General features: G+C 57.1%; 15 protein-coding genes. 8 read left to right on the plus strand and 7 right to left on the minus strand.

Annotated elements, in window-relative coordinates:
- The first annotated feature begins 249 nt into the window (after positions 1 to 249).
- From P8935_RS06205 to P8935_RS06215, 3 genes are all read left to right on the plus strand, one after another.
- The gene (locus P8935_RS06205; protein WP_348264123.1) at positions 250 to 3,036 is read left to right on the plus strand and encodes a UvrD-helicase domain-containing protein; all 2,787 of its coding nucleotides are present in this window, start codon (positions 250 to 252) and stop codon (positions 3,034 to 3,036) included.
- A 528-nt stretch (positions 3,037 to 3,564) separates the two neighbouring features.
- Positions 3,565 to 3,768 carry a hypothetical protein gene (locus P8935_RS06210; RefSeq protein WP_348264124.1) on the plus strand — a complete coding sequence of 68 codons (204 nt, stop codon included), beginning with the start codon at positions 3,565 to 3,567 and terminating at the stop codon, positions 3,766 to 3,768.
- A gap of 196 nt (positions 3,769 to 3,964) precedes the next feature.
- Complete coding sequence (locus tag P8935_RS06215) at positions 3,965 to 6,178, plus strand: S41 family peptidase (RefSeq protein WP_348264125.1); 2,214 nt, start codon at positions 3,965 to 3,967, stop codon at positions 6,176 to 6,178.
- Between the two features lie 37 nt (positions 6,179 to 6,215).
- Here the strand turns inward: P8935_RS06215 and buk are convergent, their stop codons facing one another.
- Positions 6,216 to 7,346, minus strand: a complete 1,131-nt coding sequence (buk, locus tag P8935_RS06220; RefSeq protein ID WP_348264126.1) for a butyrate kinase — start codon at positions 7,344 to 7,346, stop codon at positions 6,216 to 6,218.
- A 138-nt stretch (positions 7,347 to 7,484) separates the two neighbouring features.
- On the opposite strand from buk, the gene P8935_RS06225 reads away from it, so the two are divergent.
- A complete protein-coding gene (locus P8935_RS06225; protein WP_348264127.1) occupies positions 7,485 to 7,685 on the plus strand; it encodes a cold-shock protein in 201 nt (66 codons plus the stop codon).
- Between the two features lie 193 nt (positions 7,686 to 7,878).
- On the opposite strand, the gene P8935_RS06230 is transcribed toward P8935_RS06225, so the two are convergent.
- Genes P8935_RS06230 through P8935_RS06240 form a run of 3 tightly spaced genes read right to left on the minus strand, consistent with a single transcriptional unit; the run spans position 7,879 to position 10,044 of the window.
- Positions 7,879 to 8,667 carry a LytTR family DNA-binding domain-containing protein gene (locus tag P8935_RS06230; protein ID WP_348264128.1) on the minus strand — a complete coding sequence of 263 codons (789 nt, stop codon included), beginning with the start codon at positions 8,665 to 8,667 and terminating at the stop codon, positions 7,879 to 7,881.
- Positions 8,648 to 9,838, minus strand: coding sequence for a histidine kinase (locus tag P8935_RS06235; RefSeq protein WP_348264129.1), 1,191 nt, complete (start codon positions 9,836 to 9,838; stop codon positions 8,648 to 8,650). The genes P8935_RS06230 and P8935_RS06235 overlap by 20 nt, the downstream gene beginning before the upstream one ends.
- On the minus strand, positions 9,835 to 10,044 hold the full coding sequence (locus tag P8935_RS06240) for a hypothetical protein (RefSeq protein WP_348264130.1): 210 nt from the start codon (positions 10,042 to 10,044) through the stop codon (positions 9,835 to 9,837). Before P8935_RS06240 ends, P8935_RS06235 begins: the two co-directional genes overlap by 4 nt.
- Positions 10,045 to 10,361: 317 nt before the next feature.
- Between P8935_RS06240 and P8935_RS06245 the strand changes: the two genes are divergently transcribed.
- Complete coding sequence (locus tag P8935_RS06245) at positions 10,362 to 10,562, plus strand: cold-shock protein (RefSeq protein WP_348264131.1); 201 nt, start codon at positions 10,362 to 10,364, stop codon at positions 10,560 to 10,562.
- Positions 10,563 to 10,663: 101 nt separating this feature from the next.
- Here the strand turns inward: P8935_RS06245 and P8935_RS06250 are convergent, their stop codons facing one another.
- Complete coding sequence (locus tag P8935_RS06250) at positions 10,664 to 10,888, minus strand: hypothetical protein (RefSeq protein ID WP_348264132.1); 225 nt, start codon at positions 10,886 to 10,888, stop codon at positions 10,664 to 10,666.
- A 334-nt stretch (positions 10,889 to 11,222) separates the two neighbouring features.
- Here P8935_RS06250 and P8935_RS06255 point away from each other — a divergent pair, with 334 nt between their 5' ends.
- Together P8935_RS06255 and P8935_RS06260 are read left to right on the plus strand one after the other, a co-directional pair.
- Complete coding sequence (locus P8935_RS06255) at positions 11,223 to 11,378, plus strand: hypothetical protein (protein WP_348264133.1); 156 nt, start codon at positions 11,223 to 11,225, stop codon at positions 11,376 to 11,378.
- 252 nt (positions 11,379 to 11,630) lie between these two features.
- A complete protein-coding gene (locus P8935_RS06260) occupies positions 11,631 to 13,142 on the plus strand; it encodes an amino acid permease (protein ID WP_348265312.1) in 1,512 nt (503 codons plus the stop codon).
- Between the two features lie 188 nt (positions 13,143 to 13,330).
- On the opposite strand, the gene P8935_RS06265 is transcribed toward P8935_RS06260, so the two are convergent.
- Both P8935_RS06265 and P8935_RS06270 read right to left on the minus strand, forming a co-directional pair.
- Positions 13,331 to 13,879, minus strand: coding sequence for a DUF2199 domain-containing protein (locus tag P8935_RS06265; RefSeq protein WP_348264134.1), 549 nt, complete (start codon positions 13,877 to 13,879; stop codon positions 13,331 to 13,333).
- A 432-nt stretch (positions 13,880 to 14,311) separates the two neighbouring features.
- Entirely contained in the window at positions 14,312 to 15,811 is a 1,500-nt protein-coding gene (locus P8935_RS06270) for a hypothetical protein (RefSeq protein ID WP_348264135.1), read from the minus strand.
- 146 nt (positions 15,812 to 15,957) lie between these two features.
- On the opposite strand from P8935_RS06270, the gene add reads away from it, so the two are divergent.
- The gene (gene add / locus P8935_RS06275; protein WP_348264136.1) at positions 15,958 to 16,974 is read left to right on the plus strand and encodes an adenosine deaminase; all 1,017 of its coding nucleotides are present in this window, start codon (positions 15,958 to 15,960) and stop codon (positions 16,972 to 16,974) included.
- Positions 16,975 to 17,016 lie beyond the last annotated feature (42 nt).

The raw sequence follows: 17,016 nt of genomic DNA on the forward strand, positions 1-17,016 counted from the left end.
CCGCGGCCGAAGAACCCATGCCAGATCGAAATGACAGAGTAAAGCGATCACGAGCGTACGCCGCCTTTTCTCCCCGCGCTATGTCGGGCATCACAATAAGATCCGACAAGAAAGAAAATCAATCAGAACTCTTCAAATCAATTCAAACCAGATGCCTTCAGCGTTCTTCTGCGTGCAACTCCTGTCGATCCCGTAGTCATCGCGAGACAGGTAAACTAGAGACAGGAACCTTTCCGCCGGACGCCGCCTTTGTCGCAGTCACTCATCGAAAATCTGAATCCAGAACAGCGCGCCGCGGTTGAGACCACGGATGGCCCTCTCCTGATCCTCGCCGGCGCCGGCTCAGGCAAAACCCGCGTCATCACCAGCCGCATCGCGTGGCTCATTCAGCAGAAGGGCGTCGCGCCCGATTCCATTCTGGCCGTTACGTTTACCAACAAGGCATCCGCCGAAATGGGGGAGAGGGTCGAGCGTCTGCTCGGCCACGGCTCGCTCACCAAGCCCCTCATCGCCACCTTCCACTCGCTCTGCGTGCGCATGTTGCGCCGCGATATCGAAGCGCTCAAAGTCGATGGCCAGGGCCTCACCCGCTCTTTCGCCATATACGACGAGAACGACCAGCAGGGAATCGTCAAGCAGGTGATGCGCCGCATGGGCCTCGATACTAAGCAACTCACGCCGCGCACCGTGCTCAGCCGCATCTCCTGGGCCAAAAATCACATGGTCGATCCGCAGGATTACTATCTTGGCTCCAAGGATCCCGACAGCGAACGCATCGCACACATTTACAAAAGCTACAAAGATGAACTGCGCAAGAACAACGCGCTCGACTTCGACGACCTGTTACTCGAAGCCGTCCGTCTGCTCAAAGTCTCCGCTCCCACGCGTGAGTACTACCAGCGTCGCTACCGCTACATCCTCGTAGACGAGTATCAGGACACTAACCGTCCGCAATACGAACTGATGAAACTGCTCGCTGGGGAAACCAAAAACGTCTGCGCCGTCGGCGACGAGGACCAGAGCATCTACTCCTGGCGCGGTGCCGACATTCGCAACATCCTCGAATTCGAAAAAGATTTTCCCAACGCCCGCATTGTCAGGCTCGAGCAGAACTACCGATCTACACAAGTCATTTTGGAAGCCGCCGGCGCAGTGGTCGCCAACAACCTCCGCCGCAAAGGCAAAAAGCTATGGACCGATCGCCAGGGCGGCTCGCTCATCGGCTACTACGAAGCGCCCGACGGCGAAAACGAAGCTCTCTTCATCGCCGACCGCATCCAGAAATTTCTTCGCGAGTCCGTCGAGTCTGGCGACGATGCCCACTGTGCGGTTCTTTATCGCACCAACTCGCAGTCGCGCCTCGTTGAAGAAGCGCTCCGCCGTTACGGCATTAAATACACCATGGTCGGCGGCTTCAGCTTTTACGAACGCGCTGAGATCAAGGACCTGCTGTGCTACCTGCGCCTCGTCCGCAATCCGCACGACTCGATGGCACTCAACCGCGTCATCAACACCCCGGCTCGCGGCATCGGCAAAACCACCCTCGAAACTCTCGAACGGCTCGCGCTTGAAACCGGCCAATCCACATGGGACGCGCTCGGCACTGCGATTACACAGCGTCTCATCCCCACCCGCGCGCAGATGGCGCTCGAATCTTTTCGCACGCTCATCCTCGACGCGCAGGCAATGATGGACCCCGACTTCGCCGGCAAGCTCTCCGCCGATGTAGGCGCTGAAGACGCCGACACCGACTTCTCCTTCGGCGCAACCGAACCCGATGAAGAAGAGAAGCAGCAAATCTCTGAAGTCTTCGAAGCAGCAACCGAATTTAGCTTTGGCGATAACGAAAATCAAATCCCGCTACTGGATCCCAGCCACTTCTCGCCCTTCGCCGACAATCAATTCGCAACGAAAAGAGCGCGCCCCTTCCTTCAAATGCCGAAGACCAAGCCCGAAACGCGGGTGCCCCAGGTCTCGGATTTGAGACCTGGGAAGGGAACTGCGAAAAGCAACGAACCCGAACTCAAAGAAGAGGGTGCTGAGGGATTCAGAAAACCCGGCGATCCCGCCACCCTCCCCGAACTCATCCGCTTCCTGATCGACCGCACCGGCTATATCAAAGCCCTTGAAGCCGAAGCCTCGCCCGAAGCTCTGAGCCGCGTTGAAAACCTCAAGGAATTAGCCAACGCGGCGCACGATGCCGAAGTCCGCGGAGAAACCCTCGCCGAGTTCCTCGATCACGCAGCCCTCGCATCCGACACCGATCAGTTTGATCCCAGCGCACGCGTCACTTTGATGACGCTCCACGCCGCCAAGGGCCTCGAATTTCCGCTGGTCTTTCTTGCGGGACTCGAAGAGGGTCTGTTCCCGCACTCCCGCACCCTCATGAACCCCGAGGAACTCGAAGAGGAGCGCCGTCTCTGCTACGTCGGGATGACGCGCGCGATGAACACGCTTATCCTTACTCGCGCTCATTATCGCCGCCGCTATGGCAACGATGCGCCAGAGCAAAGTGTCCCCTCGCGCTTTCTTGAAGAAGTTCCCAATCAACTCGTCGAAAATCTCGGTGGTAGATCGCCCGCATGGGCCGTCCCCGCTTACGGTAACGGCCGCGGCAGCAGCTATGGCGCAAACCGACGCCAGTCGCAGACCAGCGAATACGACAGCCGGCACTACAACTACGAAGACGAGAGCCAGGAAGTAACAAGAATCTCAGGTAGCCAGCACTCATCTCCAAAGAGCAAAAGTCCGGAAGGCGGCGCAAATTCAATTGACAACATCGCCCGCTTCTTCGGCGGACGCGGCGTTACGCCCGGCTCTTTTGCAAGGCCCACATCCCGCCCCAAGATGGACATTCCCGAGCCAACCGGATCCGCCGGCCTCAAAAAAGGTCAGCGCGTGCGCCACAGCAAATATGGAGAAGGCCAGATCGTCATGCGCGAAGGCGAAGGCGACGATGCGAAACTCACCGTGCTCTTCTCGCGCCACGGCATGAAAAAGCTGATGGAAAAATTCGCCAACCTCGAAAAGCTCTAGCGAACGGCTCCTCATCGACCTGCCGATTTCCATCAGCCTGCGAACTCTGTCCGCCTGATCCGTTAAGGTGTTTTCGCTTCAGGAATATTCATTGCAGATCGAAAGCAGCAACGCAGTCGGCTGCTAGTAACTTATCAATTCATTGCTGGGCGGAAGTCGAAAAATGCCGTCGAATTCCCGCCGACGAGTGTTCCGACATTCCAATAACGAGAAGAAAGGCGCAGACCACCATCACGAAGACAATGAGAACAAAAATACGGCAGGTACGATTGGCTGAGCTGTTCTCATTGCTCATTCGATGGTCCCTCAAAGTCTGTCTTCAATTTGGTCGTGACTTGGAACAGGTCCGCGCTGACAGAGCCTTGCGAGCGAAGGCTCCACGGTACTCCTGCACAGACCCAGAATCTACTCCAGAGTTGCGCTCCCCTTCTCCTCCGGAACCAAATCTCTACCCTAATCGAATTACGATGCGGTTTTTACTGAGTTTGGTACCACCAAATCCACACTCGTTTCAATTACAGATTCTGTATGCAGACCCTTACAGAACTGACCGCACTTCTGGACAAATACATCGCTGGAATTCCCGCCCTGAACCTTGATGGAGAAGATCTTGAGGAGTACAGCACCATCCTCTTGCGCCTCCAGAATCAGGTCGAAACCGGCGAACCCAGTGAGCGAGTGGTACGGGAATGTCTCGCATATCTTGAACAATTCAAGTCGCAAGCCGCATAGCCGAAGGCGAAAAATTAAGTAGGCAGTGATCCCCGCGAAATTCAGATTCAACGATCTATGGAGTAAGCCCACGGAAACTGCTTGGTAATCCGATCAGAACGCGACCATTGGGTCAGCGTGTCGGTGCAGTCTCGCATGCGAGCGCAATCCTGCTGGCTTATACTTCTTGGTTCCTACGAAAGAAGATCCACTCGCCATGAACGGATGCGTTTCTGCTGCGGCCTTTCTTGCCCTCTCGATCTCATCGCTTGCACAATCAGGGGTTACTCGCGCGAACTTGCAACAGTCGATGGGCTTTGAAGATCAAAAGGGGTTGGCCTTGACCGGCTGGTACGGAGGTCCTCCAGAAACATTCGCAGCCGACAACACTGTCCACCATTCCGGACAATGGGCGGTTCGCCTGCAGCGCGACGACAAGTCCACCGAAACATTTTCCGTAATCACCCGCAGCCTTCCTATTGATTTCAAGGGTGGCAGCGTGGAGCTTCGCGGCTGGTTCCGGCTCCAGGATGTTTCCGGCAACGCAGCTTTGTGGATGCGCCAGGATGGCGGCGGTCAAATGCTCTCGCTTGAGAACATGGATTCGCAGCAGGTCAAAGGTACGCGCGATTGGGCACAGTACAGCATCACGCTACCCATCAATCCCACAGCCGAGAAACTTTTCTTTGGCGTTATCCTCGCCGGCAAAGGCACGCTGTGGGCAGATGATCTCGAACTCATGGTAGACGGAAAACCAATTGCCGAAGCTGCAGCGCTTCCCGGGCTGCCGGAAGACCATGATTTCGATTCCGGATCGCGCATCGCTGTCGACAAACTCACTCCCACGCAGATCTCGAATCTCGCCACCCTGGCGCGGGTATGGGGTTTCCTGAAATATCACCATCCCGCTATCACCTCCGGCCAGCGGCATTGGGATTACGACTTGCTCCGCATTCTGCCGGCCATCCTTGCCGCGCCGGACCGCGACCATGCGAACGACGCGCTTCTCAACTGGATTGACAAGCTCGGCCTGTCCGCTTGTAGTGTCTGCTTTTCCGCCCCTTCCGGCGACCTAGACATCAAGCCTCCTCTCGAGTGGATTCACGACCGCAAGCTGCTCGGCGCTCCTCTCAGCCAGCGTCTCGAATCTATCTACGCCAACCGAACCGGCAAGCAATTCTATGTCTCGCTCATGCCGGGAGTTGGCAACCCTGAATTCAGACACGAACTCGCCTATCCCCAAATCTCGTTCCCTGACTCGGGCTATCAGCTTCTCGCTTTAATTCGCTGGTGGAACATTCTTCAGTACTGGGCGCCCGATCGCGAGGTCGCGGGGCAAAACTGGCCTGCTGTCCTCGAGTTCTTCATTCCCACGCTGGCCCTTGCCAAAGACAAAACCGCATACCAACTCGCTCTCTTCGAACTCATCGCCAAAGCTAACGACACACACGCAAATCTCTGGAGCTCGCTGGATGCGCGGCCTCCCGTCGGCGAATGCGCACTCCCGATCAAACTTCGCTTCGTTGACAACAAGCCTGCGATCTACCGTTTAGATTCCGCAGACAGCACCTTTCAGCCCGGCGATATCCTCGACACATTCGACGGCGTGTCGATCCAATCTCTCATCGACAAATGGGAAATTTATTACGCAGACTCAAATAGCGCAGCACGACAACGCGATCTGGCGGCCTCTCTTACCCGTGGCGCCTGTGGACCGGTTTCGGTCGAAGTCACTCGCGAAGGTCGCCCCGTTCAAATCCAGACCGTCCGCATCAAGACGAAACAGGAATGGGCCACCCACGACCAGCCCGGGGACACCTTTCGACTCCTCTCGCTGCAGGTCGCATACCTCAAGCTATCCACCATCAAGGCCGCTGATCTACCTGCGTACTTCGAGAAAGCGAAGAACACAAAAGGCATCATCATCGACATCCGGAACTACCCGTCAGAGTTTATGCCGTTCGCCCTGGGCGCCTACTTCGCAACTAGGCCCACTCCGTTCGCCGTTTTCTCGCACGCCGATCTCGCTAATCCCGGTGCGTTCCAATTCGGTGATGCAGTGTCCATCCCTCCCGGCCCAGTTCACTACAGCGGCAAGATCGTGATCCTGGTCGACGAGACATCGCAAAGCCAAGCCGAATATACGGCGATGGCGCTGCGCGCGATGCCCAATGCGGCTGTCATAGGAAGCACAACTGCAGGCGCCGACGGCAACGTTTCCTCGATCGACCTGCCCGGTCAACTCAAAACCATGATCAGCGGTCTCGGCGTCTTCTTTCCCGATCACCGCCCCACCCAACGCATCGGCATCATCCCCGATGTTGTAGTCAAGCCCACGATCCAGGGTCTCGCCGCAGGCCGCGATGAGGTTCTGGAAACCGCCGTACATCTCATCGAATGGACCAGGGTGGATTCTTCAAAGATTCGTTGAGTAACTAAAGCGGACGATCCGTCAATCGTTTGCCAAATCACTCCAGCCCGATCACCAGCGCCTCGCGACCCTTGCTCGCCGCCTCATGCGTCATAAGCCGCTTGGCCTCTTCCTCTCCGTTCAGCACACGGAAAACGCCCTCAGCCAGCGCTTGCAACTCATCTTCCCCCGGATACACCGTGACCGGAGCGATCCAGTCGATATACGTGCGAAGCCGGCTTATCAAGCGTTCAGAGTGCGCTATGCCGCCAGTTAGCACCACCGCATCCACGCGCCCTTCCAGCACCGCGGCCATCGCACCGGTCTCCTTCGCCACCTGGTAAATCATCGCCTCGTAAACAACGGCGGCCTTTGCGTCGCCAGCATCAATCCGGCGCTCAACTTCTTCCAGATCCCGCGTTCCCAGGTAAGCAAACAGCCCGCCCTCGCCAAAAACCATCCGGTCCAGTTGTGTTTCGCTGAATTGCCCGCTGTAGCAAAGCTTGATCAGCCCGCGCACCGGTAAACTGCCCGTCCGATCCGGTCCCAGGGGTCCTTCCTCCGGCGTATTGTTGTCGATCATCCGCCCGCCGCGATGCGCTGAAACCGTAACCCCGCTACCCATATGCGCGATGATCAACCGCAGATCGGCATACGCGCGCCGCGATTCTCGGGCAAACCGACGTGCGACTGCCTTGATATTCAACGCATGCCCAATGCACGATCGTTCGATCAGCGGCGACCCGGATATCCGCGCACAATCCTGCCATTCGTCCACCGTAACCGGGTCCACAATGTAGGCATTTACCCCGGCAGCCTGCGCAAATCGAAGCGCCAGCACCGCGCCCAGGTTGCTGGCATGTTCGCCCCGCTTGGCCAGCCGAAGCTCTTCCACCAGCGCGTCGTCAACCAGGTACGTCCCGCAGGCCATCGGAGGCAGAAAGCCGCCCCGTCCGCCGACGGCCGCAAAGTGCTTTGGATCGTATCCAGCCGCCACCAGCGCCTTCTCAATCAGCGCCGCGCGGTAGCCGGTTCGGGCCATCATTGAGCGGCCCCGAAACTGCTTCAATTCCTCGTCCCCGTGGTGTACGGAACTCACCCATTCCGCACATTCCATTGTGAAAACGCCGAACTTGGTGGAGGTGGACCCGGGATTGATGACGAGGACGCGGTTACCTGGGTGTGGCACGAAATTCTCCCCAGCCATGCTACACTCTTTGCAATCCCAGAATTCGATTAGAAGTTCTTGCCTGTTCCGAGTTACCGCTCCACACGCAGCACTTCCACATTGCGTTCGCGGTAATAGCTTCAAAGGAGCATTCTCAAAATGGAACAAGGCACAGTTAAGTGGTTCAACGACGCAAAAGGTTTCGGCTTCATCACCCGCCAGAATGGCGAGGACGTTTTCGTCCATCACACCGCCATTCAGTCGCAGGGCTTCCGCTCACTGCAGGAAGGCCAGCAGGTTCAGTTCAACGTGGTCAAGGGACCCAAGGGCTGGCAGGCTGAGAACGTCCAGGCTCTCTAAACCAGAGCAACAAGTTTTCGAAACAGCAGAGGGACGGCCAAACAGCCGTCCCTCTCGTTTTTGTCCCGGCGCCACACCGCTCCGCATAATTCAAGAAGTGTCATCCTGAGCGGAGCGCCTTGGAGCCCCACGAAGTGGGGTAGGCGTAGCGAAGGATCTGTTTTTCTATATCAGTCGCCGCAAGTCTCGCATCTCACAACGGCTGCCCCAGCCGCTTCTCCAGCTGCACCCGGTACGTCCGGCTCACTCGCGTCCGCGCCCCATTCTTCAGCACCGCCTCAAACTCCCCGTGCGAAATCGGCTCCAGTTGCAAAACACTTTCAATATTGATCAGCGCCGACCGGTGCACGCGCACAAATCGCCGCGGATCCAGCTTCTCCGCCAGATCATTCAGCGCCGCGCGATACAGCAATTCTTTCCCGCCCACATGCAGCGTCACGTACACGCCCGCAGCCTCAATCCAGTCGATGTCGATCACACGAATAAACCGCGTCGTGCCGCCCGCCTTCACCACCAGCCTGTCCAGCCTCCGCTCCGGAGAAGCCGGTGCCGCACTCACCATCTTCATCACCCGCTGGCCAAACTCCTTCATGCTGCGTTCGTCCAGCCGTGCCTTCGCACGCGCCATCGTCGCCTCGAACCGCTCATCGCTGAAAGGCTTCAGCAAATAATCCAGCGCATTCGCCTCAAATGCGCGGATCGCGTGCTGATCGTAAGCCGTCACAAATACGGTCAACGGCATCTGTGCCGCGCCGATCGCGTCGATGACGCCCAGCCCATCCAACTCCGGCATCTGCACATCGAGAAAAAGCAGATCCGGATTTTGCTTTTGAATCATCTCCGCCGCGGTCTCGCCATCCGCAGCCTCGCTCACGGAAGCCACCTGGTCATCGCGTCGCAGCAGATCCATCAATCGCTGTCGCGCCGGCAGTTCATCATCCGCCACCAGCACATGAATTGGCTCAAGCGTACGCGCGTTCATTTATCGACTCTCCCAGTCGCAAAGGCAGCGATACTTCCACCACCGTCCCACCCTCAGGTCGGTTTCTGATTGCGAAACGGCTTGCCCCATTGGGATGAAGCCCCGCAATCCGTTGCCGCGTGATCGAGAGCCCCAATCCCTCTGAGCCCTCCAGCGTCCACCCCAGCGGCAAACCCACCCCATCGTCCATCACTCGGACTTCCAGCCTGTCGCCCAGCGCCTTTGCGCGCACGGTCAGTGTTCCCCCCGAAGCCCGTCGCGAAATCCCATGGCGAATCGCATTCTCCACCAGCGGCTGAATAAACATCGAAGGCACCGCCGCATACTTCACTTCCGGCGCCACATCCATCACCACACGCAGTTGATCGCCGAAACGGATCTTTTGTATTTCGAGATAATGCTCCAGAAACGCCAGCTCTTCGGCCAGCGGAACCTCCTGCCTGTCTTTGGATTCAAGGGACATACGCAGTAGATCGCCCAGATGCTCGATCATTCGCCGCGTCAGCTTCGGATCGCGCTCCACATGCGACGAGATGGTATTCAACGCATTGAACAAAAAATGCGGATCAAGTTGCATGCGCAAAGCATTCAGCCGCGCCTCGCTGAAGCTGTGCTCCAGCCGCTCCAGACGGAGCTCGCTGTTCACGTAGCGGTTGTAATACTGGTAAGCCTGCAGTCCGCCGAGAATGATCCAGTAAATCAGCCAGCACCACAGCTGCCATCCCACGACCGCAGGGCTGAATATTTGCGACAAGTCCAGAGAACTCCACGGTGTAACGCCGAAAAGCGCTCGGATGGTGGTGAAGACGTAGAAGTAAATTTCTGTGAAAACCAGGCTGGCCAGAATGTGAGCGGAAAGACGCTTTCCCAATTCTCTGCCGGAGAAAGGGAGCTGACGATCCACCAGCGCGATAAGTGGAGTTAGCGCGGCCCAGATCCAGAATTGCGCCAGGTAAATCCGCAGTTCGTCGTGCCAATGCGAGGTCCCGAGCTGTGGCAACGCAAACAAAACTCCAGCCAGTGTCGAGATCACTGCGCCAATCAGCGCTAGTCCCCACCAGCTCCGAACAAAGCGCCCCACAGCGCTTGAGTGTCGCTCCGCCTCAGGCCACATATCCTGGCCGATTCGCTCGCCCGGTTTTGCATTCGACGCCGCCACGATCGGTCTCACCTGTCGCTGCTCTCTCCGGCCATGGTCATCGCCATCACGCAAGATGGATTTCCGGCTTCGAGAGCGAAGCCATTATCGCTCAAAGATTGCCCGCGCGCTTTGGCAGGAGCAATCAGCAGCCACACCCCCAGCGCAAACAGAATAGCCGCGCAGCAAAGGTAGAACCGTGACGTCCACTTGCTGGATTGGAGGGAGGATCGGCTCATTTCACTTCGGCGCATCATATCTGCACCCTAAGCCCCCTCCCCCCTCTGAATCCACACCTATGTCGCCACCGGGTTGCGCTGCAATTCAGAACGGTACTTTGTTATTTCGATAGGGTTTCAGGGTACTTTTTCTTCGACCAGATGCTGCACTCTGCATGAGGCAAATCGAAATTAAACCGACACAGGTCACGTGATGTGTTACACTTACGACAATCGTAGAATTCGATAGAAGTAATTGCCTGTTTTAGCTTACCCGCTCACTCGCAAACTTCGTCATTGCGTTCGGCGGTAATTCTGTAAGTACAAGGAATCACACAATGGAAACAGGCACAGTCAAGTGGTTTAATGACGCCAAGGGTTTTGGATTTTTGAGCCGTGAGAACGGCGAGGACGTTTTCGTCCATCACACCGCCATCCAGGCGAACGGCTTCCGCTCGCTCCAGGAAGGCCAAAAGGTCCAGTTCACCGTGACCAAGGGCCCCAAGGGCTGGCAGGCTGAGAACGTTCAGGCTGTCTAGCTAAGTTTGGACGAAAAGTTCGAAGTGAGACCAAAAAGGACGGCATATCAGCCGTCCTTCTCATTTTTATGCATATGCATTTCTAGGGTTTGCTGGCTGCCTTATGCAGCCGGTTTCAGAGACTTTTCAGCGGGGACCTTCGATGCAGGATGCATCACCATCTTGTCAGATTTGTGCGTGCCTAGAAACTGCAGCGCGTCATTGATGGTGTCTTCGAACCGTCCGCCGGTCTTGTGCGTGGCTTTTACGCCCTTCGCAACTAGCTGGCACATCTCAAATCGGTTCATTCCCTGCGCAAGCGCGCGATGGATCTGATCAGAACGCATAAATACTCCGTTTCACGAGGAAAATGTCGACCGTGGAACCGATGACATGTGATTGCTGCGTGGGCTACGGAGCTCGTACTGAAGCATTGGGACGGCCAAAGGCCGAGCAGGCTGGGGCGATCCCAGATCGCGTCTTATCTTCATTCTACGCTGAGATTCGTTAAATACGGCGTGAATTCGCTCGATGCTTCTCTGTCATTCCGGCTTTTCCTACGCTTGCTAACTTTCGGTAGAGCATCAACGCTTTTCCCCGCACATCTATCCCTGTTACCATAGGGTTCGCACCGCAATCCAAGCGGGACACATTGATTTGACTCAGTAAGAGAGGTTGTCATTGGCAAATACCAAGAAGATTGAAGACAAGTTAGAGCGCAAAAAGGTAAAACGGGCCTCCCGCAAGAAAGCCGCACCGAAGGCCAAGCGCACCACTCCGCGCGGTTCCAACAAAAAGAAGCTCAAAAAAGCAGCGCGCGGCCAGTCGAAGCGCTAGTCCGCACTCAGTATTCGGGTCGATCCTGACCGGCAATCAAGCCGGTCGGGATCCCGATTCTCAAACTCCTCATTCCAAGCATTCCTGTCGCAACTCCCTCCCGTTCCGCTCGTCCAATCTGCATCATGTAAACTTCCGCATAAGGTTTCCCACTGCTCAGGTAACCTCCAGCACTTCCAGCACTGTACGCCGCACCGGACGAGGAGAACTGCCCTGCCAAGCCAACTGCTTGCCCGCAAATCCATCGATAAGCTGATTCGCGAATCGGAAGAGCCCGAAAACGCGCTAAAGAAGTCGCTCGGCCCCTGGTCTCTTACCGCGCTGGGCATCGGCGCCGTCATCGGCTCCGGAATCTTCACCGTCATCGGCACCGCCATGGCAGGCCAGAAGTTCGACACACCTGAAGTCAGCAACACCCCCCTGATCCACTACCTCATCGCCCAGACCGCCATGGCCGGGCGCCCCGGAGCAGGCCCCGCCCTCGCTCTCTCGCTCGTCCTCGTCGCCATCGTCTGCGTCTTCACTGGACTCTGCTACGCCGAGCTCGCTTCGATGATTCCCATCGCCGGCTCCGCCTACACCTACACCTACGCCACCCTCGGCGAACTCGTCGCATGGATTATCGGCTGGGATCTGATCCTCGAATACGCTTTCTCAAACATGAGCGTCAGCGTCGGCTTTGCCGCGCATATCGAGGCGCTCCTCGAATGGTTCGGACTGCACCCGGACTTGAAGTGGATTTCTCCGGCATATCTCCCCACCGGACTGCAGGATCTTGCCGGCAAAGACCTCTACGCACCCGGCTGGCACTTCGGATTCAACATCCCTGCCTTCCTCGTCGTCATGGTCCTCACCGTGGTTCTGGTCCGAGGCATTCGCGAGTCGGCCCGCACCAACAACATCCTCGTCCTCATTAAGATCGTCGCCATCCTCACCTTCATCGGAGCAGCCGCCAGCTTTATCAAGCCCGTCTACTGGCATCCCTTCATGCCCAATGGCTGGACTGGCATGCTCTCCGGCGGCTCCATCATCTTCTTCACCTACATCGGATTTGATTCAGTCTCCACCGCTGCCGAGGAATGCAAACAGCCGCAGCGCGACTTGCCCTTCGGCATTCTCGCCACCCTCATCGCCTGCACTCTGCTCTATGGCGGAGTCGCCATTTGTCTCAGCGGCATCGTCCCTTGGCAATCCATCATGGGCGACGGCGCGCCTGTGGTCAACGCCCTCAAGCGACTCGCCCTGGAACCCGGCGGACACAACCTGCACTGGGTTGAGCTGATCGTGCTAATCGGCGCCATGCTGGGCATGATCTCGTCGATTCTCGTCTTTCAATTGGGTCAGGCCCGCGTCTGGTTCGCCATGTCCCGCGACGGACTGCTCCCCAAAGTCTTCGGCAAGATTCACTCCCGCTACCGCACCCCAGCCGTTGCCACATGGGTCGCGGGATTTGTCGTCGGCATCCCCGCTGGCCTGCTCGACATTGGTACCGTCTCCAACCTCTCCAACATCGGCACCCTCTTCGCCTTCGTGTTGGTGTCGATTGCCGTGCTCATCCTTCGTTATCGCGAGCCCGAGCGCCCCCGCTCCTTCCGCGCCCCTTGGGGACCCGTTTTCCCCATCCTCAGCATCATCTTCTGCGTAATGCTCATGATGGGCCTCGAAGTTCTGACCTGGGAAGCCTTCTTCATCTGGCTCTTCACCGGCCTCCTGATCTACTTCTTCTACAGCCGCCACCGCTCAGAATTCGCCCCTCAGCGCTAATCAACAAGTCAGTCTCAATAGTTACCGGAAGCCGCTAGTTCAAAAATCCTAACCGCCTTGTCATCCTGGGCGGAGCAGCTTGGGCCCCCGCGATCGCGCAGCAATCGTGGGGTAAGCGGAGCGAAGGATCTTGCTTTTTGAACTTGAATCTCGCCCTGAATGCCAAGGGGAAAACAACAGAGAATCACCTATTCCTCAAGCGCCGGCAAGCGCTCAAACATAATTTCCTTGACCCGCGATGGACTGATGCCATGGTGGTATTCCATACACAGCGGATGATCGCCGCGTTCCAGGCGAAAATGAGGACGCATCCCCGGCTCTTGAATCAGCACCCACATCTTCAGGTTCAGCGTCTCTGGATAACCCGGAATCTGCGTGCTGAGCCATGAAAACATCGGCGGCAATTCGACGTTACAGTGTTCGTCATCCGCTTTCAGCAGCGCCTCGTAGTTCGCACGACTTAAAGAACCCCATACACCCCAGCAGAAAGAATCTGCTGCACCGATAATCGGCAAGTGAATCAATCCGCGAACGAAAAAGCTCTCGTCGTCGATTGAACAATAATCTGAATCAAGGAATGTCTTGCTTGGTTTTTTCAATCGCCGAGGAACCAGGTTGGTCCATCGACTTGCCTTCTCTTGATTCTTGTCCCAGTAGTGAGGCTCCGAGAATCCGAAATCCAGGCATGGCCCGGTGTGCCACTCATCGCAACTGGCACATTTCCAGCGCAGGTTCAACAGTTCATCGAATGTGACGGTTGGGCGAGTGTTCCGGATACATGACCGCTCATAGCATCCGGAACAGAGCAAAACAATCTTGCACAGTTCGTCTGGAACTTCCTCCCATCCGTCGTGTGCGGCGCGGACAATCTCACAATCATCGCACCATGCGTCAGGGAAGGGATTCTCTTCGGTTGGATCATTACGGTTGAAACCCAACCCAAATGACTCTCCCGTCAGATGCTCGCATGCAAAAGCCTGCTGAGTATCCCCGTGAGTATCACAATGAACTGTCTCGGGCACTTCCGTATGTTCACGGTGACTGCGAGAAAAGTCAACATGACCTGCTAGACGTTCGTACCTCGTCGCGGATAGCCTTCCAACAGATCGTGTCATCCTGAGCGGACCGAAGGATATGCCTTTAGCATCTCTTGAAATCAACGAGCCAGCTCAAAGCGAATTCAAAAACGCAATCAACTGCCGCTTCTCCTTCTCTGTGAAGTTCATCTGAAACCGCTCATTATAGAAATTCACCAGCTCCCGGAGATCCGCAGCCGCGCCATTATGAAAATAAGGCGCACGCGCCGCCAGCCCCCGCAGAATCGGCCCCTTTCCCCGATTGACATCCGCGCACTTTCCAGTGACCAGCCCCTTCCCCGGATCAGAAGTGTAGTACGTAACGGTGCTCCCCGGATTTGCGGCATCAGGACACCCACTGATCGCGAAGACCGGAAGATCCGGCGCACTCAACTGCTGTAAACCCGTCACGATCGCATTATTCGACTCGTACCCGGGCAAACGGCTCGTAGCGATATCTAGAGGAAGAGCAACCGAATGGTTGCCCACATTCGGCGAGTCGTGGCAGGTTGTGCAAGTCCCCGCAATCGACGCCGGACTTCCCAGCGCAGGATTATCATTCAATCCGCGCACCCCGGTAATGACTGCCGTTCGCGTATTGAAGAGCTTCTCGCCCGCGGCAATGTCTTCCCGCGCCGCATTCCTTCCATTATCGTTCCAGTCATCGCGCCCGTCATAGCGATTGCCGTTGACACTGGGCTTCTCCCAAGCCGTATACAACGAGAACGCGCTCGAATTGAACGGAGTTCCCGTCGGGTCCGCTCCCAGCGCATCGTTCGCGCCCGGATAATACGGTTGATTCGACAATTCCACCGTGCCGCCTTTCGCTCCATGCCTGTCCAGCGAACCTGCCGCGTTATCTCGCACCTGTGCAGTCGTGAGTCCCATCTCGAACTGCACAATCTGCGCCAACTGCGCGTCGCTCGGCGCCGTACCCTGTGCATGCTGCAGAACAGCGCTCTTCGCCTGGTCGGCAAGATCGAAAACCATATTCGCGCTAATCGTCTGCGCGTTGTTCAGTGGCATCAGCGTCTCGCGCCCGTCAAACATAATCGTGCTGAGGTAGCGCAGATTCGCGGTTGGTAGCGGCCGCCGGTATACAGAGATCAACGGGCGGCCGGTCGTCGCATCCGTAGTCATCGCACATCCATAAGGATCGTGCACCACCGCAATTTGAAATTCCGGCACTGCCGGCAACGTAATTCCGATCCGAATCAACCCGCGCTCCAGCAGCAGGCTGTGCGCATCCCGGCCCGTTGACGTCGCAGTGGGGCAATTCGCTCCATCAAACGCCGCAAACAGTGGATCGGTGCCGTGCGTGCGTTCGTAGATCCTCTGAACTCCCTGTGCGCTGAGGCTGAATGCCTGGTCGGCCTGGTGGCACGTCTCGCAGGTGCGCCCATTCGTGCCCAGAGGCCGGAAAAATGGATTGTCCTTATGGATATCGCCCGCGGTATTGAACGTCGCCACCGCCCCTGTCTCATCCTCAAACGGCTGAAGATTAGGAATCATGGTCAGCATTGCAGCGCCCGCGCTGAGAGATAAGAACGAAATAACTGCCAACACTCCGTGACGATTCCGCACGACCTTCATGCTGAAAACCTCCTGAAACGAGCCCATGGCCCGCGATGCGATTGCATAATTAGTGATCGAATCCTGCTGGTCGTTTCATCGTGCGTGCCCTTCTCACCATGGTCCGTTCAAGCTCTGGCCCGGCACTAGCCCATTAAACTGAAGAAATGGATGATATTCAGGCGTTCATCCGCCGCCTCCCCAAGGCCGAACTCCACCTCCACCTCGAAGGTACGATCACTCCTGCCACGCTCGCCGAGCTCAGCCAGCGACACGACGCCACGCCCATCACCCTGCGTCAGGCTGAAGCTCTCTATCAATTCACTGACTTCACCGGCTTCATCGAAGCCTTCAAGGCCGTCACGCGCCAGCTCGCGCAGCCTGAAGACTACGAGCTTGCTGCCTGGCGCATGATGCAGCATCTCGCCGAGCAGGGCGTCGTCCACGCTGAAGTCTTCATCTCCGTCGGCGTTATCTACATGTGGCGCAATCATGATCCCGCCTGCTTCGAGCCCATCTTCGCAGGCCTCGAACGCGCGCGACTCCGCGCCGAAAGGGAACTGGGACTCTCCATTTACTGGATCTTCGACGCCGTCCGCCACTTCACCGTGCCCGAGGCCGAGCGCGTCTTTGAAAAAGCGGCGGCAATGCGCGCTGAATTTCCCTCCATCGTCGCCATCGGCCTCGGTGGCGATGAGCGTCGGTGCGGCTCAGAACCGTTTCGCGCAGCGTTTGCGCAGGCGCGCAACGCCGGTCTGCGTCTCACCAACCATGCCGGCGAAACCACCGGCCCCGAAGCCATCTGGGAAGCGCTCGCAATCGGATCAGAACGGCTGGGGCACGTTCTCTCGGCAACGGAAGATCCGAATCTCCTCCAAGAGCTGAAAACACGCAGCGTTGGACTGGAGTTAAATCCCACGTCCAATGTTCGTACCGGCGTCTGCCCCTCGTTCGCCGCTCATCCCCTGCGGCGCTATTTCGATTCCGGCCTTCTTGTCACTCTCAACTCCGACGACCCTGCCTTCTTCGGTTCCGATCTCGCCAACGAATATCTGCTCGCCCACACCCAGCAGGGATTTTCCCGTGATGAACTGCGAGATCTCGCAGCGAATTCCATCCGCGCCAGTTTTCTTCCACCTGCAACGCAGCATTCATGGCTCAGCAAGATAGCGGAAACACAATGAATCCAGTACCACTTTGGGACGCATCAAACCAAAGTTGTAGTC

This window comes from Telmatobacter sp. DSM 110680, from assembly GCF_039994875.1.
Lineage (GTDB): Bacteria > Acidobacteriota > Terriglobia > Terriglobales > Acidobacteriaceae > Telmatobacter.